13 protein-coding genes are annotated in these 17795 nt (G+C 38.8%); 4 read left to right on the top strand and 9 right to left on the bottom strand.

The features are described 5' to 3' along the window. Window positions 1-101: 101 nt before the first annotated feature. Window positions 102-1025 carry a type IX secretion system protein PorQ gene (gene porQ / locus PLZ15_06930; protein ID HOI29483.1) on the top strand — a complete coding sequence of 308 codons (924 nt, stop codon included), beginning with the start codon at window positions 102-104 and terminating at the stop codon, window positions 1023-1025. A 29-nt stretch (window positions 1026-1054) separates the two neighbouring features. Here the strand turns inward: porQ and PLZ15_06925 are convergent, their stop codons facing one another. Next, window positions 1055-2203, bottom strand: coding sequence for a tetratricopeptide repeat protein (locus PLZ15_06925; protein HOI29482.1), 1149 nt, complete (start codon window positions 2201-2203; stop codon window positions 1055-1057). Window positions 2204-2730: 527 nt separating this feature from the next. On the opposite strand from PLZ15_06925, the gene PLZ15_06920 reads away from it, so the two are divergent. From PLZ15_06920 to PLZ15_06910, 3 genes are read left to right on the top strand one after another with little or no spacing between them, the layout of a single operon-like run. Then, on the top strand, window positions 2731-3429 hold the full coding sequence (locus tag PLZ15_06920) for a hypothetical protein (GenBank protein ID HOI29481.1): 699 nt from the start codon (window positions 2731-2733) through the stop codon (window positions 3427-3429). Between the two features lie 10 nt (window positions 3430-3439). Beyond that, window positions 3440-4516 carry a hypothetical protein gene (locus PLZ15_06915; GenBank protein ID HOI29480.1) on the top strand — a complete coding sequence of 359 codons (1077 nt, stop codon included), beginning with the start codon at window positions 3440-3442 and terminating at the stop codon, window positions 4514-4516. Window positions 4517-4552: 36 nt separating this feature from the next. Further along, window positions 4553-6190 carry a tetratricopeptide repeat protein gene (locus tag PLZ15_06910; GenBank protein ID HOI29479.1) on the top strand — a complete coding sequence of 546 codons (1638 nt, stop codon included), beginning with the start codon at window positions 4553-4555 and terminating at the stop codon, window positions 6188-6190. A 73-nt stretch (window positions 6191-6263) separates the two neighbouring features. On the opposite strand, the gene lpdA is transcribed toward PLZ15_06910, so the two are convergent. The 8 genes from lpdA to PLZ15_06870 form a co-directional block, all read right to left on the bottom strand. After that, complete coding sequence (gene lpdA / locus PLZ15_06905; protein HOI29478.1) at window positions 6264-7676, bottom strand: dihydrolipoyl dehydrogenase; 1413 nt, start codon at window positions 7674-7676, stop codon at window positions 6264-6266. Between the two features lie 92 nt (window positions 7677-7768). Further along, window positions 7769-9049 (bottom strand): 4Fe-4S dicluster domain-containing protein, encoded by a 1281-nt coding sequence (locus tag PLZ15_06900; GenBank protein ID HOI29477.1) that lies wholly within the window; start codon window positions 9047-9049, stop codon window positions 7769-7771. Between the two features lie 12 nt (window positions 9050-9061). After that, window positions 9062-9787 carry a hypothetical protein gene (locus PLZ15_06895; protein HOI29476.1) on the bottom strand — a complete coding sequence of 242 codons (726 nt, stop codon included), beginning with the start codon at window positions 9785-9787 and terminating at the stop codon, window positions 9062-9064. A gap of 144 nt (window positions 9788-9931) precedes the next feature. Next, the gene (locus PLZ15_06890) at window positions 9932-11623 is read right to left on the bottom strand and encodes a dihydrolipoyllysine-residue acetyltransferase (protein HOI29475.1); all 1692 of its coding nucleotides are present in this window, start codon (window positions 11621-11623) and stop codon (window positions 9932-9934) included. Between the two features lie 97 nt (window positions 11624-11720). Further along, a complete protein-coding gene (gene aceE, locus PLZ15_06885; GenBank protein ID HOI29474.1) occupies window positions 11721-14399 on the bottom strand; it encodes a pyruvate dehydrogenase (acetyl-transferring), homodimeric type in 2679 nt (892 codons plus the stop codon). A gap of 186 nt (window positions 14400-14585) precedes the next feature. After that, on the bottom strand, window positions 14586-15797 hold the full coding sequence (locus tag PLZ15_06880) for an acyltransferase family protein (GenBank protein ID HOI29473.1): 1212 nt from the start codon (window positions 15795-15797) through the stop codon (window positions 14586-14588). 239 nt (window positions 15798-16036) lie between these two features. Beyond that, window positions 16037-16474 carry a heme-binding domain-containing protein gene (locus PLZ15_06875; GenBank protein HOI29472.1) on the bottom strand — a complete coding sequence of 146 codons (438 nt, stop codon included), beginning with the start codon at window positions 16472-16474 and terminating at the stop codon, window positions 16037-16039. 38 nt (window positions 16475-16512) lie between these two features. Continuing rightward, window positions 16513-17790: a hemolysin family protein gene (locus PLZ15_06870; protein HOI29471.1), complete on the bottom strand. Its 1278-nt coding sequence runs from the start codon at window positions 17788-17790 to the stop codon at window positions 16513-16515. Between the last annotated feature and the right edge of the window lie 5 nt (window positions 17791-17795).

The following is a 17795-nucleotide window of genomic DNA, read 5'->3' as shown; positions in this document are numbered from 1 at the left end:
GGATTAGTTTATCCGATAGAAGGGATTAACACCGGTCCTAAATCAGTACCTTGCCTTTATAAACAATAATCTTTAAAATCGTGCGTCAATTTGGAAGAAATATGAAAAAAATCTGGCTTTTGTTCATTTTTACAACGGCATCTCTATATCCGCAAAGCACATATAAATTTCTTAATCTGGATACGTCACCCCGCGCTGCCGCGGTGGCCGGGAGTTTTGTATCGAACAATGACGATCCTAATGTAATTTTCTATAACCCGGCGGGCATCAACTTTCTTACAGAGTCGCCAATCTCATTTTCATTTCTTAAACACCTTATGGATATTAACTCGGCTTCACTGGTTTATTCACGTGAATTTGAGAATATCGGCCGGTTCTCCGCCGCAGTTCAATATATTAACTACGGCGAATTTACTAAAGCGGATGCAAACGGAATGACATACGGAAATTTCGGTGCCGGTGATGTGGCTTTTATTGTGGGATACGGAAATAAACTCGATCAGAATTTTTATTACGGCGCGAATATTAAATTTATTTATTCCGGGATTGAAGAATACTCTTCTTCGGCTGTCGCATTCGATTTAGGTTTGCATTACGAAATCCCTGAATCAAAATGGAATTTCGGATTTTCAATATTAAATCTGGGCGGACAGATTTCATCCTACTTCGACACGAAAGAGGAATTACCGATTGATATCCGGCTCGGATTTTCCAAGCAGCTGGAAAATCTACCATTCAGACTCTACTGGTCGTTCAATAAACTGAACGAAAACCAGGAGACATTTTTCGACCGATTCAAGCAGATAACAATCGGAGGAGAATTCAAATTGGGTACCAGTTTCAGGCTTCGATTCGGATACGATAATGAAAAGAGGAAGGAATTTAAGATCGGCTCCACGCCGGGTTTAGCAGGATTCAGTCTTGGAATCGGTTTTAATGTTAGCTCGTACGTAATAGATTATGCTTTTTCTTCGATGGGCTACATCGGCTCGCTTCACAGATTCGGAATCTCTACAAAGCTTTAAGAAATACAGAACTTTAATTTCTTATCCCGTTACTTCCTGTAAGGAGTTTTAAGATATTGTTTTGCGATGTCGTGGGAATTATTCCGCTCCTTAAGGCGCAGAACTTCATTATAATATTTTACCGCTTTATCCCGATTTCCCAGAAGATCGTATAACTGCCCGAGATATAATACTGTGTTGATTAAAAATCCGGATTCGTTTCCTTTATCCAGTTCACGAGAGAGTTTTTCAGACATTTCAAAAAAGTGGGCAGCCGAATCTGCGATATTCCTGTTTTTGAATTCCTGGCCGATGTAATAGGAAGCTTCTCTTTTATAACGTTTATTATATCCCGGCAGACCTTTTTCAGATTTTAAAAAAATATCACGGAAAGTTTTTACGGCTTCGGGATAGTTATTCTCTTTAACATATGTTAGCCCGTAATATTTCTGAAAGTTCGGATTATTGGGGTAATCGCGCAGCAACGCTCTTCCCCACCGTCTCGATTCCTCCATATTCTCTTCGAACTGGAAATTAAGTTTCTGTAAAAAGTGTCTCGATTCTACAAGTGTGTACCGTCCATTAAGGGCAACGTATTCCAGTTCCTTAAGGCCTTTCTCCTTATCGCCTTTAGGGAAGAAAATCATAAAAGGTTTTACAACCGGATATTTCTTGGGGATAACGTCGGCATAATAGTGATATATTCCGAAACCGAGCTGAACATCTACGTTCTTGGGATCGACCTCATACGATTTGAAGACAAGACCTAAACCGTCTTTTCCATCCAGTGCGGCTTTAAACCAGCTTTCGCGGATTGCAAGCAGCTGTCCCCTGAATCCGAGCGAGCCCCCTTTGAAAAACATTGCATCAACATTTCTTTCGTTCTTATCGAGGATATCGTCACACATATCGATGCATTCCTCAAGCTGGTCATAGAATTTATCATCCATGCTTTCGTTGTCGAGGTCGAGAAGAATTCGCCACCAGGTTGTCATTGCTTTGAAGAATTTACCGGAAGGATGTGACGGATATTCTTTTTCAATTTTATCGAAAGTCCGGTCGGCTTTATCAAATTCGATGCTGTAAATCTGGTTTATTCCGGCTTTTACAAGTGAATCGTGTTTAACCCAATTGTAGTTTTGAGAAAAGACAAGTGATGCGTTTATAAGAATTATGGCTAACGAATATCCTGTTTTCAAGCTTTTTTCTCTGAAAATTTTGAAAGTCTAATCCGAACCTAAAGACTTAGGTAGTCAATTTCCAATGAAAAAGGAGTCACTTACTTTTGTTATATGTCCCATGGTAATAAATAATATAAAGAAATAGAATAAAATCAATAATTAAACATTCTCAATTTTCTCAATAAATTATATTAAAAGTATCGTTGATAAAATTAATTCCGTTTGCTAAGTTTCCTACGGCTATCATGATATATTCTTCACACTTTATTCAATTGAAAATAGTTGGCCCGTCTCAATTTCTCTTTTCCGGTTCGACATATTAAATACCGAACAGATATATGTCATTGCACCTATGCGGTAAAATGACTTTTTCCTTTGGCCAATCATTTAAAAACGACCTCATAAGCCAATCCAAATTATCATACCTATTAATAAAATCGAAGCTGAACATAAATTTTTTCATTCATGCATTAATTAACAGGAAAAATCATTCATTAGCCGGAATTTTAGTTACCGGCTAACTAAAACTCTACACCGGAAATATTATGTACTTCGTAGTTGTAAAGGAAATTTCAACCGGTAAAATTGTTGATAAAGCTGGACTATCATCTACAGGAAACATTGTTGGAGGTTTAGCACAGTCTGCTCTACTGACAAAAAGAAATTTTGAGCGGCAATACCCTCCGGAAACCTACTCAATTACTTTTGAAAAAGCGGAAAGCTGGGAAGAAATAAAGTCAAAAAATGTTCCGGCTGACAATGATACTTTTAGAATGACCGGTTCAAGAACTTATCAGCTCATTGTAAACGTTGCGGTAATGATCGGCGGAACATTTCTTATGTTCCTTTTAATGACAGTAAGATTACTTTTTAATCCCTTCCTTTTTATTCTAGGAATCTTCATTCTATTTCTGTATCTGGCAATTGACTACAGCATCTGGCTTAAAAAAGGAATCCACAAGATTGAAATCGATAAGAATGGCTTTACTGTTTATTACGGCACGGAAATGATTCCTGCACGAATTGATAAGAAACAAATAACCGGAATTAATTTCTTCAAGAAATTGAACAGAAGAATCGTAAATGTTTTACTCGGCGGTAATGCTGATAGTTCGATTCCTGGCATTACACTGTTTTCCGGACCACGTATTAGAATTACCGACGAAGCATTTAATGAAGCAGAGTTCAAAGTCTTTGTAAAACTTATTTACGATTTGAGACCGGACATATATTTCATAAAATAAAAGGTGTAAGATGAATAGAATTATTAAAGCAATAATATTTACATCTATTCTTACAACTTCATTCCCAATTAAAAATTTATCACAAATAGAACTTACAACAACAAGAGAATGGAAAATCGGCAATAACATCAATTCTGTTTTATTCAGCCCTGACGGGAAGGTTCTTGTCGCAGTGGATAATGTTTTTACGATCTTCTATAATTTGCCGGATTGGGTAAATTATAAAAAATTGAATATCCCGGCTCCATCACTAATCAGCAAAATAACCTTTAGTGTCGATGGTAAATACCTGGCAGGCGGTTGTGATGACGGCAATATTTATATCTGGGATGCGCTAAAATTTGAATCCGCAGATCCCTCAAGCATTAATAGTAATATAAAATTATCGGGACCTTCAGAGGAAATCACTTCTCTTGCATTTAGTCCAGATGGAAAATGCTTCGTAGCCGGAACCTTAGACGGTAAAATTAATATTTGGGAGACTTCATCCTGGAAAAGTATTAAGAATATTACCATCCATAAGGGTAGAGTTACAGACTTAGCATTCCGCCCGGACGGGTCATATTTAGCAAGCTCAAGTTCTTACGAGAAATTTATTCGAGTTTGGGATGTTTCAACCTGGAATGAGAAGAATAAATTTTTCAATGAGGATAAAGAATATGATGAATATGATTTAACAGATTTCAGAAATCTTTGCTTTAGTCCGGATGGGAAATATCTAGCATGTGCTACTTTTAACGGATTTAGGGATATAATTTCCATCTGGAATATGTTCTGGGAGGGAAGCATTAAAAGTATTCATTCCATCTATATTACATCTGCTAGTGATCTTAAATTCAGTCCGGATGGAGAGTATTTATTCATTGCAGGCTCGAATAGTGTATTAGCTATTTTCAATACATCGGGCTGGGAAGCTGTTAATGCAATTAAATTGGAAAATGACAATCCTATAAGATCAATTTCGTTTAGTCCCGATGGTAATTTTATTTCTTTTGCTCACGGAGATAAAATATTTATTTGCAGTATTGATCCACCTTTGACACCCAATAAAGAAAAAATTCCTAAACCTCAACCAAAGCGAAAGTAATAATGAAAAGTTTTTTACTAATATTCTGGAGATAAAATGAAAACAATGATTAAATTTTTAATCTGTCAATTAATTGTCGCGACTATATTAAATGTATTTCTGGAAAACTCTATTCTTAATGCACAGCCTAAATACTTTAATATCTCGATTTGCAAAGTGCACAAAGAATTGCAGGACAAGGGTTATGGAAAATGTGCTTCGTGTAATAATAGTGTTTCCTCAAGAAGTAAAAGAGCAAAAATTTGTGAAGAGTGCTGGGTAAAACAAGGAGGACTCTGGAACACTGGATGTTACTTTTGTAAAGAGAATATTATTGGCGGCGACTATGCAAGAGTTTGCAGCGATTGTGCCGCTAAAGATGAATGTATTGTTTGCAAGAAAAAACTTCACAGCGGGAATGATTCGAATGAGGACGGACGGCGAATTGTTGAGAAATACTCTATACAAATAACAGTTCCAGGTCAAAAAGAAAAATTTCAAGAATATCTAAACTCCGCAAGCATCGCTATGGCAAACGAAGAATTTGAACAAGCTATCACCTATTTTAAAAAATGTGAAGAAATTATTCCCAACAGCATGGCCTGTAATATAGGAGTTGCTTTAAGAGAATTGAATAAAAATGAGGATGCTCTAGGTTATTTTGATACCGCTATTAAAGAAGAACCCACTTGGGGCGATCCATATGGCGAGAAAGCAATTACACTTGCTTATATGGGACGCTGGAATGATGCCGGTCCCTTGTTTAAAAAATCAATTGATCTGAAATATGACTCTCCGACAGTTTACTGGATGTACGGAAAGTATCTTGAAGAAATTCTAAAAAAACCTTCTGAAGCAATTCCATTTTATGAAATGGTGATTGCAAAAAATCCCAATAGTTATAAACTTTACAACAACATAGGCGATATTTACTTTAATGAGGAAAAATATGACGATGCTGAAAGAGCATACAAAAAAGTTCTTGAACATGATAATAACGATTTTAACGCATTAGCTTTTTCTGGAGAAATTAATTTCATAAAGCAAAATTTTGAAGAAGCATTAAAATATTTTTTACTCAGTCATAAAATTAAACCCGATAACCTTGAACTTAATTATCATATGGGGATTTGCTATGGGTATTTGAACCAACTTGATAAGGCAGAAAGTCATTTTAAACATGCTTTATCATTGAATCCAAATCTTGCAGATGTTTCATTAGAACTTGCCCGGCTCTATAAATCTTACGGGGTTTATGCTAAAGCTATTCCGATATATGAAAAACTAATTTCCGATGACGCTGTTACCCATCCCGCTTATTTGGATCTTGCGTTATGCCAGTATATGAACAAACAATATAAAGACGTTATTGAGAGCTGTAAAAAGTTTATCGAAAAAGACACAGGTAATTATCCGGATCCATATAAATGGATGGCGTTAGCAGCTGCAAGATTAAACGATACGCAGGACGCGGAAAAATATTGCAACAAAGCCATCGAGCTTAACGTGGAAAATCAAAGTGAAATATTCTATTTCGTTGCTGCTGCTTACTCTTTAATTAATGATTCTGATAAAGCTTTGCTCTATCTCGAAAAAGCAATTAATGGAGGAATGCCAAAAGAAAGTCCGGAAAATGATTCTGAATTTGATAATATAAGAAACTTACAAGCGTACAAAAACTTAATTGACAAATAGTAATTATTTAATAAAAATATTTACCTTAACAAAAGTGAGCTTCTGAGTCCGGTAATTTCCGGACTCAGAATTGTTATTTTCTTTTTGGTCTATACATATCTGTTGCATGACCGTAGAATAATTCTGCCGCAAACATCATAGTTTCTGATAAAGTAGGATGCGGATGGATTGTCAGTTCGAGATCTTTAACAACCGCACCCATTTCAATTGCTAGAGTTCCTTCTGCAATCATATCCCCCGCGCCAACACCAACAATAGCTACACCCAGAATTCTTTCACTTTCCGGCTCTATAATAAGTTTTGTCATACCATCGTTACGGTCTAAAGTTGTAGCTCGTCCGCTTGCGCCCCACGGAAATTTTGCAACTTCAACTTTAATTCCTTTTTCACGTGCTTCGGTTTCTGTTAAACCCGCCCATGCTAACTCGGGATCGGTAAACACAACTGCCGGAATTGCGTTTGGTTCGAATGCAACTTTATGACCAAGTATTGCTTCAACTGCAACTTTACCTTCAGCAGAAGCTTTGTGTGCAAGCATTGCACCACCGACAATATCACCAATTGCATAGATGTTAGGATCATCAGTTTTCAATTGCTTATCAACAATAACAAAACCGCGCTGATTAACTTTTACATTTGTGTTTTCAAGTCCAAGTCCTGCTGTAACAGGTTTTCTTCCAATTGAAACTAAAACTTTATCAAATGTCTGTTCGGGTTCTGTAACATTTTTCCCTTCCAGTTTAACAACAATCGAATTGCCGTTATCTTTAAGATCAACAACCTTTGTTTCCGTATAAACTTTATCAAGAATAGTTTTCAATCTCTTTTCAAGCACTGCAACCACATCTCTATCTGCACCGGGTAATAATCCCGGTAACATTTCAACAACCGTAACTTTACTTCCGAGAGATGCATAAACGGTGCTTAATTCCAGTCCAATATATCCGCCGCCAATCACTAATAATTTTTTGGGAACATCATTTATATCTAGCGCTGAGGTTGAATCCATAATACGCGGAGAATCCGTTGGAAAACCGGGAACAGTGGCTGGAATAGAACCGGTTGCAAGAATCGCCTTCTCATAAGTTACTTCTTCAGTTGTTCCATCAACCTTTGCAACCGACAAAGTATTAGAGTTTACAAATGCGGCCTTTCCGTTTATATAGTTTACTTTCCTCTGTTTGCAGAGCTGACCTAATCCGCCGGTGAGTTTATTTACAACACCGTTTTTAAAATCGCGTAGTTTATTTATATCGATCTTCGGTTCTCCGAATTCCACGCCCCATTTTTTAGCATCTTCAGCTTCGTGAATAAGTTTGGCAACATGAAGCAATGCTTTTGAAGGAATACATCCTCTGTAAAGACAGACACCACCGGGATTTTTTTCTAAATCTATTAAAGTTACATTCATACCTAAGTCTGCTGCAAGGAACGCTGCGGCATAACCGCCGGGTCCGCCGCCAATTACTGCCAATTGAGTCTTCATCGATATATAACCTTTCCAAGTATTTAATTAACAATGATTCAAAAATAGTAAAAAGTAAAGAGAGTTTTTTCCTGCTTAGTAAGCGGCAGCTATCAATTTTTATTATAATTAGATAGCAGATAGCCGAGGTAATTCGATTTTAATTGCTGACTTGCGAGAACCTGTTTTAACGGGGGCAATTTAAGAATAACACCAAGAATTGCGGCCATAGCTCTATGGTTCCATAATGCCTGATTATCAAAAATTAAATTCTGAAGTTGCCCTCTTTCAATTGCCATTATCACTGCCCGATGCGCGGAATTTACCGGTGTAATAACTTTGTTATCCCTCGCACGCATTAAAATATACTCTTTACTGCAGACACGGACACAAACTCCGCATCCAAGACAAATTTCTTCATTCAATTTTGCTTTCTTCTTTTTCTTTTTACCCGGATCGTTTGCAGAGACAAGAGTCATAGCTTCAACAGGACATACCTCAACGCATTTCCCGCAGCCGTTGCATTCAGATTCATTTATAACTGGTAGAAAATTCGTTGTATGTATTGGAGATAATGAAGCAAACCTTTTTGCTGCAAGCATGGCTTCGCAGCAGCATCCGCAACAATTGCAGATAAAGCTTACACTGTTCTGAACATTCTCGCCGAATTGAACAAGGTTATTATCATAAGCTAAATGAAGCAGATCCATACCTTCCTTAATATCAACCTTACGTGCAATTTTATGCCTTATCAAAGAATCGGCAACTCCATTAAAAGTCATGCAGATTTCCATTGGTGCATCGCAGGCTTTTCCCAGATGTTCCATTTTATGACGGCAGTAGCAGATCCCGACTCCTATGTGAGTTGCAGTGTTGATTACTTCAGAAGCTCTTTCATAATCCAGCACTTCCAGTTTTGTATTTTCTATGGCTTTCTCATTTACAAAAGTTCTGCCGAGCTGTGTTTCTCCGTTTGTAAACAATTCTCTTATAAAATCCTCTTCAACATTTAGATACTGATAAAACAATTCAGCCAGGACTTTTTGATCTATATCGGTGCGCAATCTCATCATAGAGAATTCGAAGAAGCCGGCCATAGGGGGCGGGAGTGTGTATTGCTTATTCCCTTTTACTTCAGCATCGAGTAAAATTCCCCGAGATGATAGTTCGTCCAGAATTTTTTCTGTTTCCGCCAGCGATTTTTTTGCAAGCTTTGATGCAAGTTTTGAATCGAACGGTTTTATCGGAAGTAAAGAAACAAATTGGGCTTCTTTTTCCGAAAAGAGCATTGTTAAAATTTTGTAAAGAGTTTCAGAAGGAGGAGCTCCTTGAGGGAATAGATTCAAACGATCAGTTAAATTCTGATATGCGGATCGCAGAGTAATATGCGCCATAACTCAAAGACTTTATTGAATGTTTTCGGATTCCGATTTAAATTCTTTTACGTTCGGCGGATTCCATCCTACAACAGAACCGCTTTTAACTACCGAGAAGTATGGAGAGAGTGTAGTACCCGGCAGAGTTCTCACGTTATCCTCTATTTTGATTGGACCCATTCCGGTTCCGGCGCCGAGCAGGCAATTATTTCCAATCTCAATTATTCCATAGCGGAATTTTCCCGAGCCTTCATAGGAGTGAACGGTCAGCCTTGTGAATGCACCCAACAATGAATTACTGCCTATAAAAATTAATTCCGGCCGGAAATGATCGAGCCAGACCATCTGCATTATTTCAGTCCCCTTACCGATATGAATACCCATCCACCTGTAAAACCTGTTCTTAAATTTATTCCCTTTCAGAAAAAATGACAGGGCAACCTGAAAAGTGTGGAGTGTTCTGCGTCCGAACGGAAGGTTCAGTACGCGCCAGTTAATTGAATCCGGTTCTTCAATTGATCCCAATCCTGAAAATGTATAATGCCTTCTAACAGGTGAAAAGAATTTCTCGAGGTTTGTCTTTCCTTCAGAAGTCCGGGGATTCAACTGATTTACATTTGTTCCTTTTCCGCCGGAAGTTTTACTAATAAAGATCTGCCGATTCTTTTTGCGGCCGAGTTTAACTGCACGCTGTATAATTTCAGTGGTTACAATTCGAATAACATCCTCGGGGGACTTGTCTCTGTATTTGTTCAAATCAAACACCTGCGGAAATTCAATTACAAAAAACGAATAATAAAATTGTCAGTCAAGAATTGTTTTTTATAAGATTTAACCTATCGAGGATTCTGGCGGGATATTAAAAAGCGAGACGTTCAATTCTGAACGTCTCTAAAACTACTATCCTTCCAGGCTAAGCAGGAATGGATTTTCGAGAGCGTTGATCACCCATCTTAAAAACCGGATAGCATCGGCACCGTCTATTATTCTGTGATCATAAGAGAGTGATAAAGGCATCATCAGTCTTGGTTTAAATTCCCCTTCAATATAAACAGGCTCGAAAGCAGATTTCGAAACACCGAGTATAGCAACTTCCGGCGAATTAACAATCGGCGTAAAATATGTTCCGCCGATTCCCCCAAGATTAGAAATTGTAAAGCATCCGCCCTGCATCTCTTCGAGCGAGAGTTTTTTATCGCGTGCTTTCCTGCTAATCTCATTCAGCTCGACTGAGATTTGAGTAATATTTTTCTTGTCTACATCACGGATCACCGGCACCAACAAACCTCTGTCTGTATCAACAGCTATTCCGATGTTGAAATATTTCTTGTAAACAATCTCATTCTTTTCCATATCAACGCTGGCGTTGAACTGGGGAAAGACTTTCATTGCCGAGGCAATCACTTTGAGAAGAATTCCTGTTACAGTAAGTTTGCCGCCGGCTTCTTCAACTTTCTTTCCGAATTGTTTGCGGAGTTTTTCAAGCTCAGTAATATCGGCTTTATCGAATTGTGTAACGTGAGGTATAGTTGCCCAGGCATAGCTTAAATGCTCGGCAGTCTTGCGGCGAATATTGCTCATTGGCTGACGGTCAATCTCTCCCCACTTACTGAAATCGGGTAATGTTTCTTTTGTAATTGAAACACCGCTGCCAACTATTCCTCCTTTCTGAATCTGCTGATTCAGATTTTTCGCATACGCTTTAACATCTTCAATCGATATTCTGCCGCCGGGTCCGCTTCCTCTAACTCCGGTAATTTCGACACCGATTTCGCGGGCAAATCTTCTAACGGAAGGCGCCGCAGGGACAACAACTTTAGAAATATCTTTGGGAACAGTGATAATCTGCGGCATATGTGAATGTTCTTTGGCAACAGCCGATTCTTTAATTTCAGTCTTCTTCTCTATCGATGATGAAACGGGTTGTACCGGACTGGCCGGTGTATCTATCCCCGGTTCTGACGCAGATGCCGTTTCAGATCCTTCAATTATTAAAGCCACTGATCCGACGGGTACTTTATCACCCTCTTTAATCTTAACTTCTTTCACAACACCTGCAGATTCCGCAGGAACTTCTACAGTTGCTTTATCAGTTTCAATTTCAAAAACGATTTGATCAGTCTTAATCTTGTCCCCCGGCTTTACAAGTACTTTTACTATCTGGGCTGATGAGATATTTTCTCCGAGAGCCGGAATCTTAAACTCATAAGTTGATAAGTAATTATTAATTGCCGGTTTTGGTTTGTCCGCCGCAATTTTTGTTTCGGCAAGTTCAGATTTTTTGACCGGCGCCGTTTTTTCAGGTTCTGCTTCTACTATTCGGGTTTCAGATTTTTTACCTGGTGCATCACTTTCATCAACCTCAATTGATAATACCGGTTCACCTACATTGGTTTTACTACCTTCTTTTACAAATACCTCTTTAACTATACCGGCTATTTCGGAGGGGACTTCGACAGTTGCCTTGTCCGTTTCAATTTCTACAACCACCTGGTCTATTTCAATTTTGTCGCCCGGTTTAACAGGTATTTTAATAACATCAGCGGAATTTATTCCATCGCCAAGAAACGGCATTCTAAAATCTACTATCATTTTATCCTCAATTAAATTCTTCTTGTTAAATGAAGAATCCTTTCAAAATTATTTTTAAATCTTCATCCCGAAAATTTAAGGATGATAAATTCTACAATTAGCTTTTAGCCGGATTAGGTTTATCCGGATTTATACCCAAATCTTTCTGTGCCTTTTTAACGGTTTCGGTTTTTATTTTACCTTCTTTAGCAAGTGAATGGAGTGACGCATACACAATATGTTTTGTATCCACTTCGAAGAAATCTCTAAGAGATGCGCGGCCTTCGCTTCTTCCGAATCCGAATGTACCGAGAGAATGAAGCGGTCCGGGGAGCCACTTAGCAATAGCATCGCTGGAGAGCTGTACAAAATCCGATGCGGCAACGAATACTCCGCTTTCACCTTTGGTTATTTCTGAAACATAAGGCGTTCTTTGATCTTTATCGGGATTCAGCATATTCCATCTTTCCGTTTCCTGAGCATCCAGATGGAGATTCTTATAACTAGTAACACTCCAGATATCAGCGGCAACACTGTAATCCTTTTCTAACTTTTCAGCTGCTTTTATAACTTCATTAAGAATTGTACCGCTACCGAGAAGATGAACTTTTCCCTTAGCATTTTTCAGTTCACTTTTTTTGAATCGGTACATTCCTTTCAGAATACCTTCCTTTGATCCTTGGGGCATTTCGGGCTGAGCATAGTTTTCGTTCATCACGGTTATATAGTAGAATATATTCTCCTGCTTTTCATACATCCGGTAAATTCCATCGCGGACTATTACAGCAAGTTCATAGGCAAATGCAGGGTCGTAGGCCATTAGATTAGGAAGAGTATAGGAGAGGAGCAGGCTGTTTCCGTCCTGATGCTGAAGTCCCTCGCCGGCAAGAGTAGTTCTTCCGGCAGTAGCACCAAGGAGAAATCCCTTGCATCGCATATCACCCGCGGCCCAGGCAAGATCGCCGAATCTCTGAAATCCGAACATCGAATAATAGATAAAGAATGGAATAGTATTAATTCCATGTGTGGCGTAAGCAGTTCCCGCGGCAATAAACGACGACATGGAGCCGGCCTCTGTAATTCCTTCTTCAAGAATCTGACCGTTCTTTGCTTCCTTATAATAGAGCAGACTGTCTTTATCAACCGGTTCGTAGAGCTGGCCTGCGTGCGAGTAGATACCGATCTGGCGGAAGAGCGCTTCCATTCCGAATGTTCGCGCTTCATCCGGTACTATAGGTACAACAAGATGACCCAGTTCCTTATCGCGCAGCAGTTTCGATAAAATTCTAACAAACACCATCGTAGTTGAAACTTCTCGGCCCTCTGTGCCCTGATAGAATTCCTCGAACAATTCCTCTGACGGCGTCTTAACAGGTGTTGCTTTAACAACCCTCTTAGGGACGTAACCGCCGAGCTGTTTTCTTCTCTCCTTCAAATAAGTAATCTCAGGACTATCCTCCGCAGGACGATAGAAAGGAGCTTTAACAACTTCATCGTCGCTGATCGGAATGCCGAAACGTGTTCTGAATTCTTTCAGTTCATCTTCATTCAACTTCTTCTGCTGATGTGTGATATTCTTTCCTTCACCTGCCTCTCCCAGTCCATAACCTTTAACAGTTTTGGCAAGAATAACTGTCGGTGCGTCTTTATGTTCAACAGCGGCTTTAAATGCGGCATATACTTTTTCGGGATCGTGACCGCCGCGTTTCATTTTCTCAAGTGTTTCATCCGAATATTTCTCAACCAGTTTGGCAACTTCAGGATATTTGCCGAAGAAGTGATCGCGTATAAATTTTCCGCCGCGTACAATATAATTCTGGGATTCGCCGTCAATAATTTCATTCATTCTTTTTATCAGAAGTCCGTTCTTATCTTCATCCAGCAATGGATCCCAATCGCTGCCCCAGATTACTTTAATCACATTCCAACCTGCACCCCGGAAACTGGCTTCAAGTTCCTGAATAATGTTTCCGTTTCCGCGAACAGGGCCATCGAGGCGTTGTAAGTTACAATTGATTACGAAAATCAGGTTATCTAGTTTCTCACGTGCAGCAAGAGATATTGCGCCGAGAGCTTCGGGCTCATCAGTCTCGCCGTCTCCAAGGAATGCCCATACTTTCTGATCGCTTGGCTGTTTCAATCCTCTGTCTTCGAGATACCTGGCGAATCGGGCCTGATAAATTGCCTGGATCGGGCCCAGACCCATCGAAACAGTCGGGAATTCCCAGAACTCCGGCATCAGCCAGGGATGCGGGTAGGAAGATAATCCGCCGCCTGGTTTTAATTCCCTTCTAAAATTCTGCAGCAGCTCTTTAGAAAGTCTTCCTTCCAGGAAAGCGCGGGCATAAAAGCCGGGTGCGGCATGCCCCTGAAAATAAATTATGTCCCCTGGATGATTTCCGTCCTTTCCTCTGAAGAAATGATTAAAGCCGACTTCGTACAAAGTAGCGGCCGATGCATAGGTGGAAATATGTCCGCCTATTCCGGATTCCTCTTTATTAGCGCGGACAACCATAGCCATTGCATTCCAACGTATCAAACTTTTTATACGGCGTTCAATTTCTCTTCCGCCCGGGAACGGGGGCTGATTCTCTTTTGGAATTGTATTTATATAAGGGGTGTTTGCAGTAAACGGGATTTCGACACCGGATTCCTGCGAGTAAACACTTAAGTTGTGCAAAAGCTCTTTTACTTTTTCAGGTCCTCCCGATTGCAGGACATATTCAAGCGATTCAAGCCATTCCCGTAACTCAACTTCATCGAGGACTGACTGACCATTGTTTTTAATATCGTTCATTTATATTTCCTTTGTATTTCATTATCTGCAGAAAAATGGTAGAATTTATTAAATGCGAAAGCAAATTTAACAATTAATAGAACCGATTTCTATTATAGAGTTTTATATGAAGGACAACGATGTCTTTGATGGATTAGTTCAAAAAAAAACGGGATACTAAATATCCTGCTACAGATTGAATTATTTTCAATCGCCGGTATCCACTTCAAGATTCTTTTCGGTTCTATTGAATTTTGTGAATGCCGGCTTAGCAACAGCCGGTTTCATACCGAAAAGTAATCTCAGAATTCTGCTCCGTTTTATCAGTAATTCATAAATCATAAAACTTCCGCCGAATGTAAGAAAGACAAGGAGGATAAACTTCGGCATAATTCCCCAGTTCCATTGAATTATGTAATATCCGAAGAAGATCATAACAGTTTGATGAAGTATATAAAGAGGGTAGACAGATTCATTTGCATAGGTAAGCACACTGCTTGATTTGTTTAACAATATTCTGCCGTAACCTATAAAAGTGAAGAGCCAGTAAGGAATCAGAATCCATTTAAGAATTCTATAGATAAATGCGAATTCCTCTGTGCGGTCGTTGAATATCTCAAATGTCGGACCCCATACAAAAAGTATCAGGAACAGAGATGGAACTAACGCTAATATTAAAGATTGTTTCCGTTTTGCGGTAATAGCTTCTGAAAGGCCATCAATTGCAGAAATAAAGAATCCATATACAAACAACGTAAACGAGATGCTGTGGTTATACCAATCGTCAAAAAAACCATGCGTGGTAGGAAAGCGCCTGGCAAGAGTTATACCAATAAGAAAGAGAGGGATAATAATCAGATAAATAGAATTTGGATGCCGCTTAACAAAGTTGCTTAATCCATTTCTTAATGATTCGGAGCGATTATTTTTAAGGTATAAAAATAATGGTAATGCAATAATCGAATAGAATAAAACATAGAGCACATACCATAGGTGATGCCAGCTTAAACTTCCGCCGAGCGGATAAGGTACAAAATTGAAAACTGTTTTCCAGAAATCCCAATAGCTTGCGAAATGAACTCCGTTAGAAATTCTTTCAAAATAGATTTGCGGCGGGACAATAATGAGCATACCAAAGAGAAGCGGGACGAATAACCGCTTTGTTCTTTCGAGAAGAAAACTTCCACCTGTACGCTTTCCCAGTGAATAGTAAACAACCATCCCTGAAATTAAAAATAGCAGCGGGAGTCGCCATTGACTTAAAAAAGCCATCCATGTTTCGAACCACTCCGCTGTTGTATTGTTTTTAATATGAAAATCCCAGGGGACGAATATCATGCCGACATGATAGAGAATCAGCAGGTAGAAAGCTATTACTCTTAACCAGTCAATATCGTAGCGCCGTTCTTTTATATCCATAGTAATTTATTTTCTTCTGTAATTTTGACGTCAAAAAAATATGATAGTTATATATTCATTTAACGATTTTAAGTAATCTGGAAAAGTATGCCGGAATAAATCACTCTTAAATAAAAGTATCGACCAGGTTCATAAAATGCAATCTGGTTCGCCTGGCAATTACATTATTACATTGAAGAACAGTGATAAGCTTCTGATGAGAAGAAGTTTTTAAGTCGGTTTATTCCCGAATAAATAGATCAATTCAAGAATCCGTTGCCGGTAGCCCACTGTTTAATCAGATTTTTCTGTGTAAAATCGAGTTTAGCTTCCGGATGCGTGTATGTATAAATTGTCATAGGCATTTTATCATTCCTTACTTCCTCCCAGATCTCTTTTTTCAGCTCCTCTTTTTTTCTGCCGGGCAGTTTTTCCCAATCGGAAAAGTTAAGATGTTTTCTACCTTCAGCAACATCGTTTGCTACCAGCCATGAAACCGGAGCGACATAACTGTACCAAGGCCATTCAGTTTGATTCGAATGACAATCGTAACATGATTTTATGAAAAGCTCTTTTATTGCAACCGGAGCTTTGAGATCAGCAGTTACAACAGGATTGGTTCTTTCTACATCTATAAATTGAATTCCGATCAGCGCAATCAGAATCATAACAAAAAACACTTTTAATATTCTACCCATTATTACTCCTCGATTATGGACGTAAAAATTACTTCTATTTAACTTATTTTTTTGACCATCACCTTATCGACGCGTTTACCATCCATATCGATTACTTTGAAAAGGTAATTAAATTTTTCAAAGTTATCTCCTGTAGCGGGAATCCGGTTAAGATAATACATCACAAATCCCCCCAGAGTATTGTATTTATCCTTCTCTTCCAGTTCAATATTTAATTTTTCCTCGAGCTCATCAACCAGGTACGAACCATCAATAAGCATCGACCCGTCCTTCTCATAATAAATTTCCTCCTCACTCTTTTCAAAAAACTCGGGGAGATCGCCGAAAATGTTTTCAACAAGATCGTGCAGCGTTATCATTCCCTTGACATCTCCATATTCATCAATCACAATCGCGGTATAATTTTTTGTCTCTCTGAACTTATCGAGAATCTTAAGCGAACTTGTAAACTCGGTAACAATAACGGGTTGAATCAGAATTGAACGGAGGTTTACATCATCAATAGTAAAATAGTTTTCAAGAAAATCTCTTATACTCATTATACCCAGCAGTTTATCCAGCGAACCGTCGCAAACAGGGTATTTGGAAAATTTATACTTAATAATAAAGTCTCTTATTTTTTCGGGTGAATCGTTCACATTAATCCAGACAATGTCTTTTCTGATAGTCATAATCGATTCCGCATTTCTATCACCGAATCTAAAAATACTTCTGATCATATCGGCTTCCCTGGTTTCAACTGTTCCGTATTTGGATCCCTGTTCCAAAAGAATTTTTAATTCTTCTTCTGTAACGGGAGGCTGAACATTCTGCTTGATACGAAAAAGTTTTAAAAAGAGTTTTGTAGAAATACTGAGAAACCAGATTACAGGCGAAACAATTACCGATAAAACTTTCATAGCAGGAGCAACAGCAACCGCAATAGCTTCTGGATTGTTGAATGCAATTGTTTTAGGAACAAGTTCTCCAACAACAAGTGAAAGGTATGTAATTGCCGATACAACCAGAATAATCGCAATCTCGTCGGCAGCATCTTTAATAAAATCGATCTTCTGCAAGACAGGAGTAATATCCTCCGATATAGCAATACCGCCGTAAGCGCCGGCAACTATCCCGATCAATGTTATTCCGACCTGCACAGTAGAGAGAAACTTCTCCGGTTCTATCATAAGGTTTAAAGCAATCCCGGCACCTTTTTTACCTTTCTTTGCAAAATCCTCAAGTCTCGCTTTTTTGGAGGATACTATTGCGATTTCAGACATTGCAAAAAAACCGTTCAACAGAACCAGGAACAGTATAATTATAGTTTCAATCATCCGGA

The sequence above is a fragment of the Melioribacteraceae bacterium genome (assembly GCA_035362835.1).
Taxonomy (GTDB): Bacteria; Bacteroidota; Ignavibacteria; order Ignavibacteriales; family Melioribacteraceae; genus DSXH01.
Note: the sequence above shows the minus strand (reverse complement) of the source record. Positions and strands in the feature narration are given on the sequence as shown.

What these genes read in the sequence shown, in the direction of transcription:
- porQ (HOI29483.1), top strand. Translation starts at nt 102, where the DNA reads ATGAAAAAAATCTGGCTTTTGTTCATTTTTACAACGGCATCTCTATAT.
- PLZ15_06920 (HOI29481.1), top strand. Translation starts at nt 2,731, where the DNA reads ATGTACTTCGTAGTTGTAAAGGAAATTTCAACCGGTAAAATTGTTGAT.
- PLZ15_06915 (HOI29480.1), top strand. Translation starts at nt 3,440, where the DNA reads ATGAATAGAATTATTAAAGCAATAATATTTACATCTATTCTTACAACT.
- PLZ15_06910 (HOI29479.1), top strand. Translation starts at nt 4,553, where the DNA reads ATGAAAACAATGATTAAATTTTTAATCTGTCAATTAATTGTCGCGACT.
- lpdA (HOI29478.1), bottom strand. Translation starts at nt 7,676, where the DNA reads ATGAAGACTCAATTGGCAGTAATTGGCGGCGGACCCGGCGGTTATGCC.
- PLZ15_06900 (HOI29477.1), bottom strand. Translation starts at nt 9,049, where the DNA reads ATGGCGCATATTACTCTGCGATCCGCATATCAGAATTTAACTGATCGT.
- PLZ15_06890 (HOI29475.1), bottom strand. Translation starts at nt 11,623, where the DNA reads ATGATAGTAGATTTTAGAATGCCGTTTCTTGGCGATGGAATAAATTCC.
- aceE (HOI29474.1), bottom strand. Translation starts at nt 14,399, where the DNA reads ATGAACGATATTAAAAACAATGGTCAGTCAGTCCTCGATGAAGTTGAG.
- PLZ15_06880 (HOI29473.1), bottom strand. Translation starts at nt 15,797, where the DNA reads ATGGATATAAAAGAACGGCGCTACGATATTGACTGGTTAAGAGTAATA.
- PLZ15_06875 (HOI29472.1), bottom strand. Translation starts at nt 16,474, where the DNA reads ATGGGTAGAATATTAAAAGTGTTTTTTGTTATGATTCTGATTGCGCTG.
- PLZ15_06870 (HOI29471.1), bottom strand. Translation starts at nt 17,790, where the DNA reads ATGATTGAAACTATAATTATACTGTTCCTGGTTCTGTTGAACGGTTTT.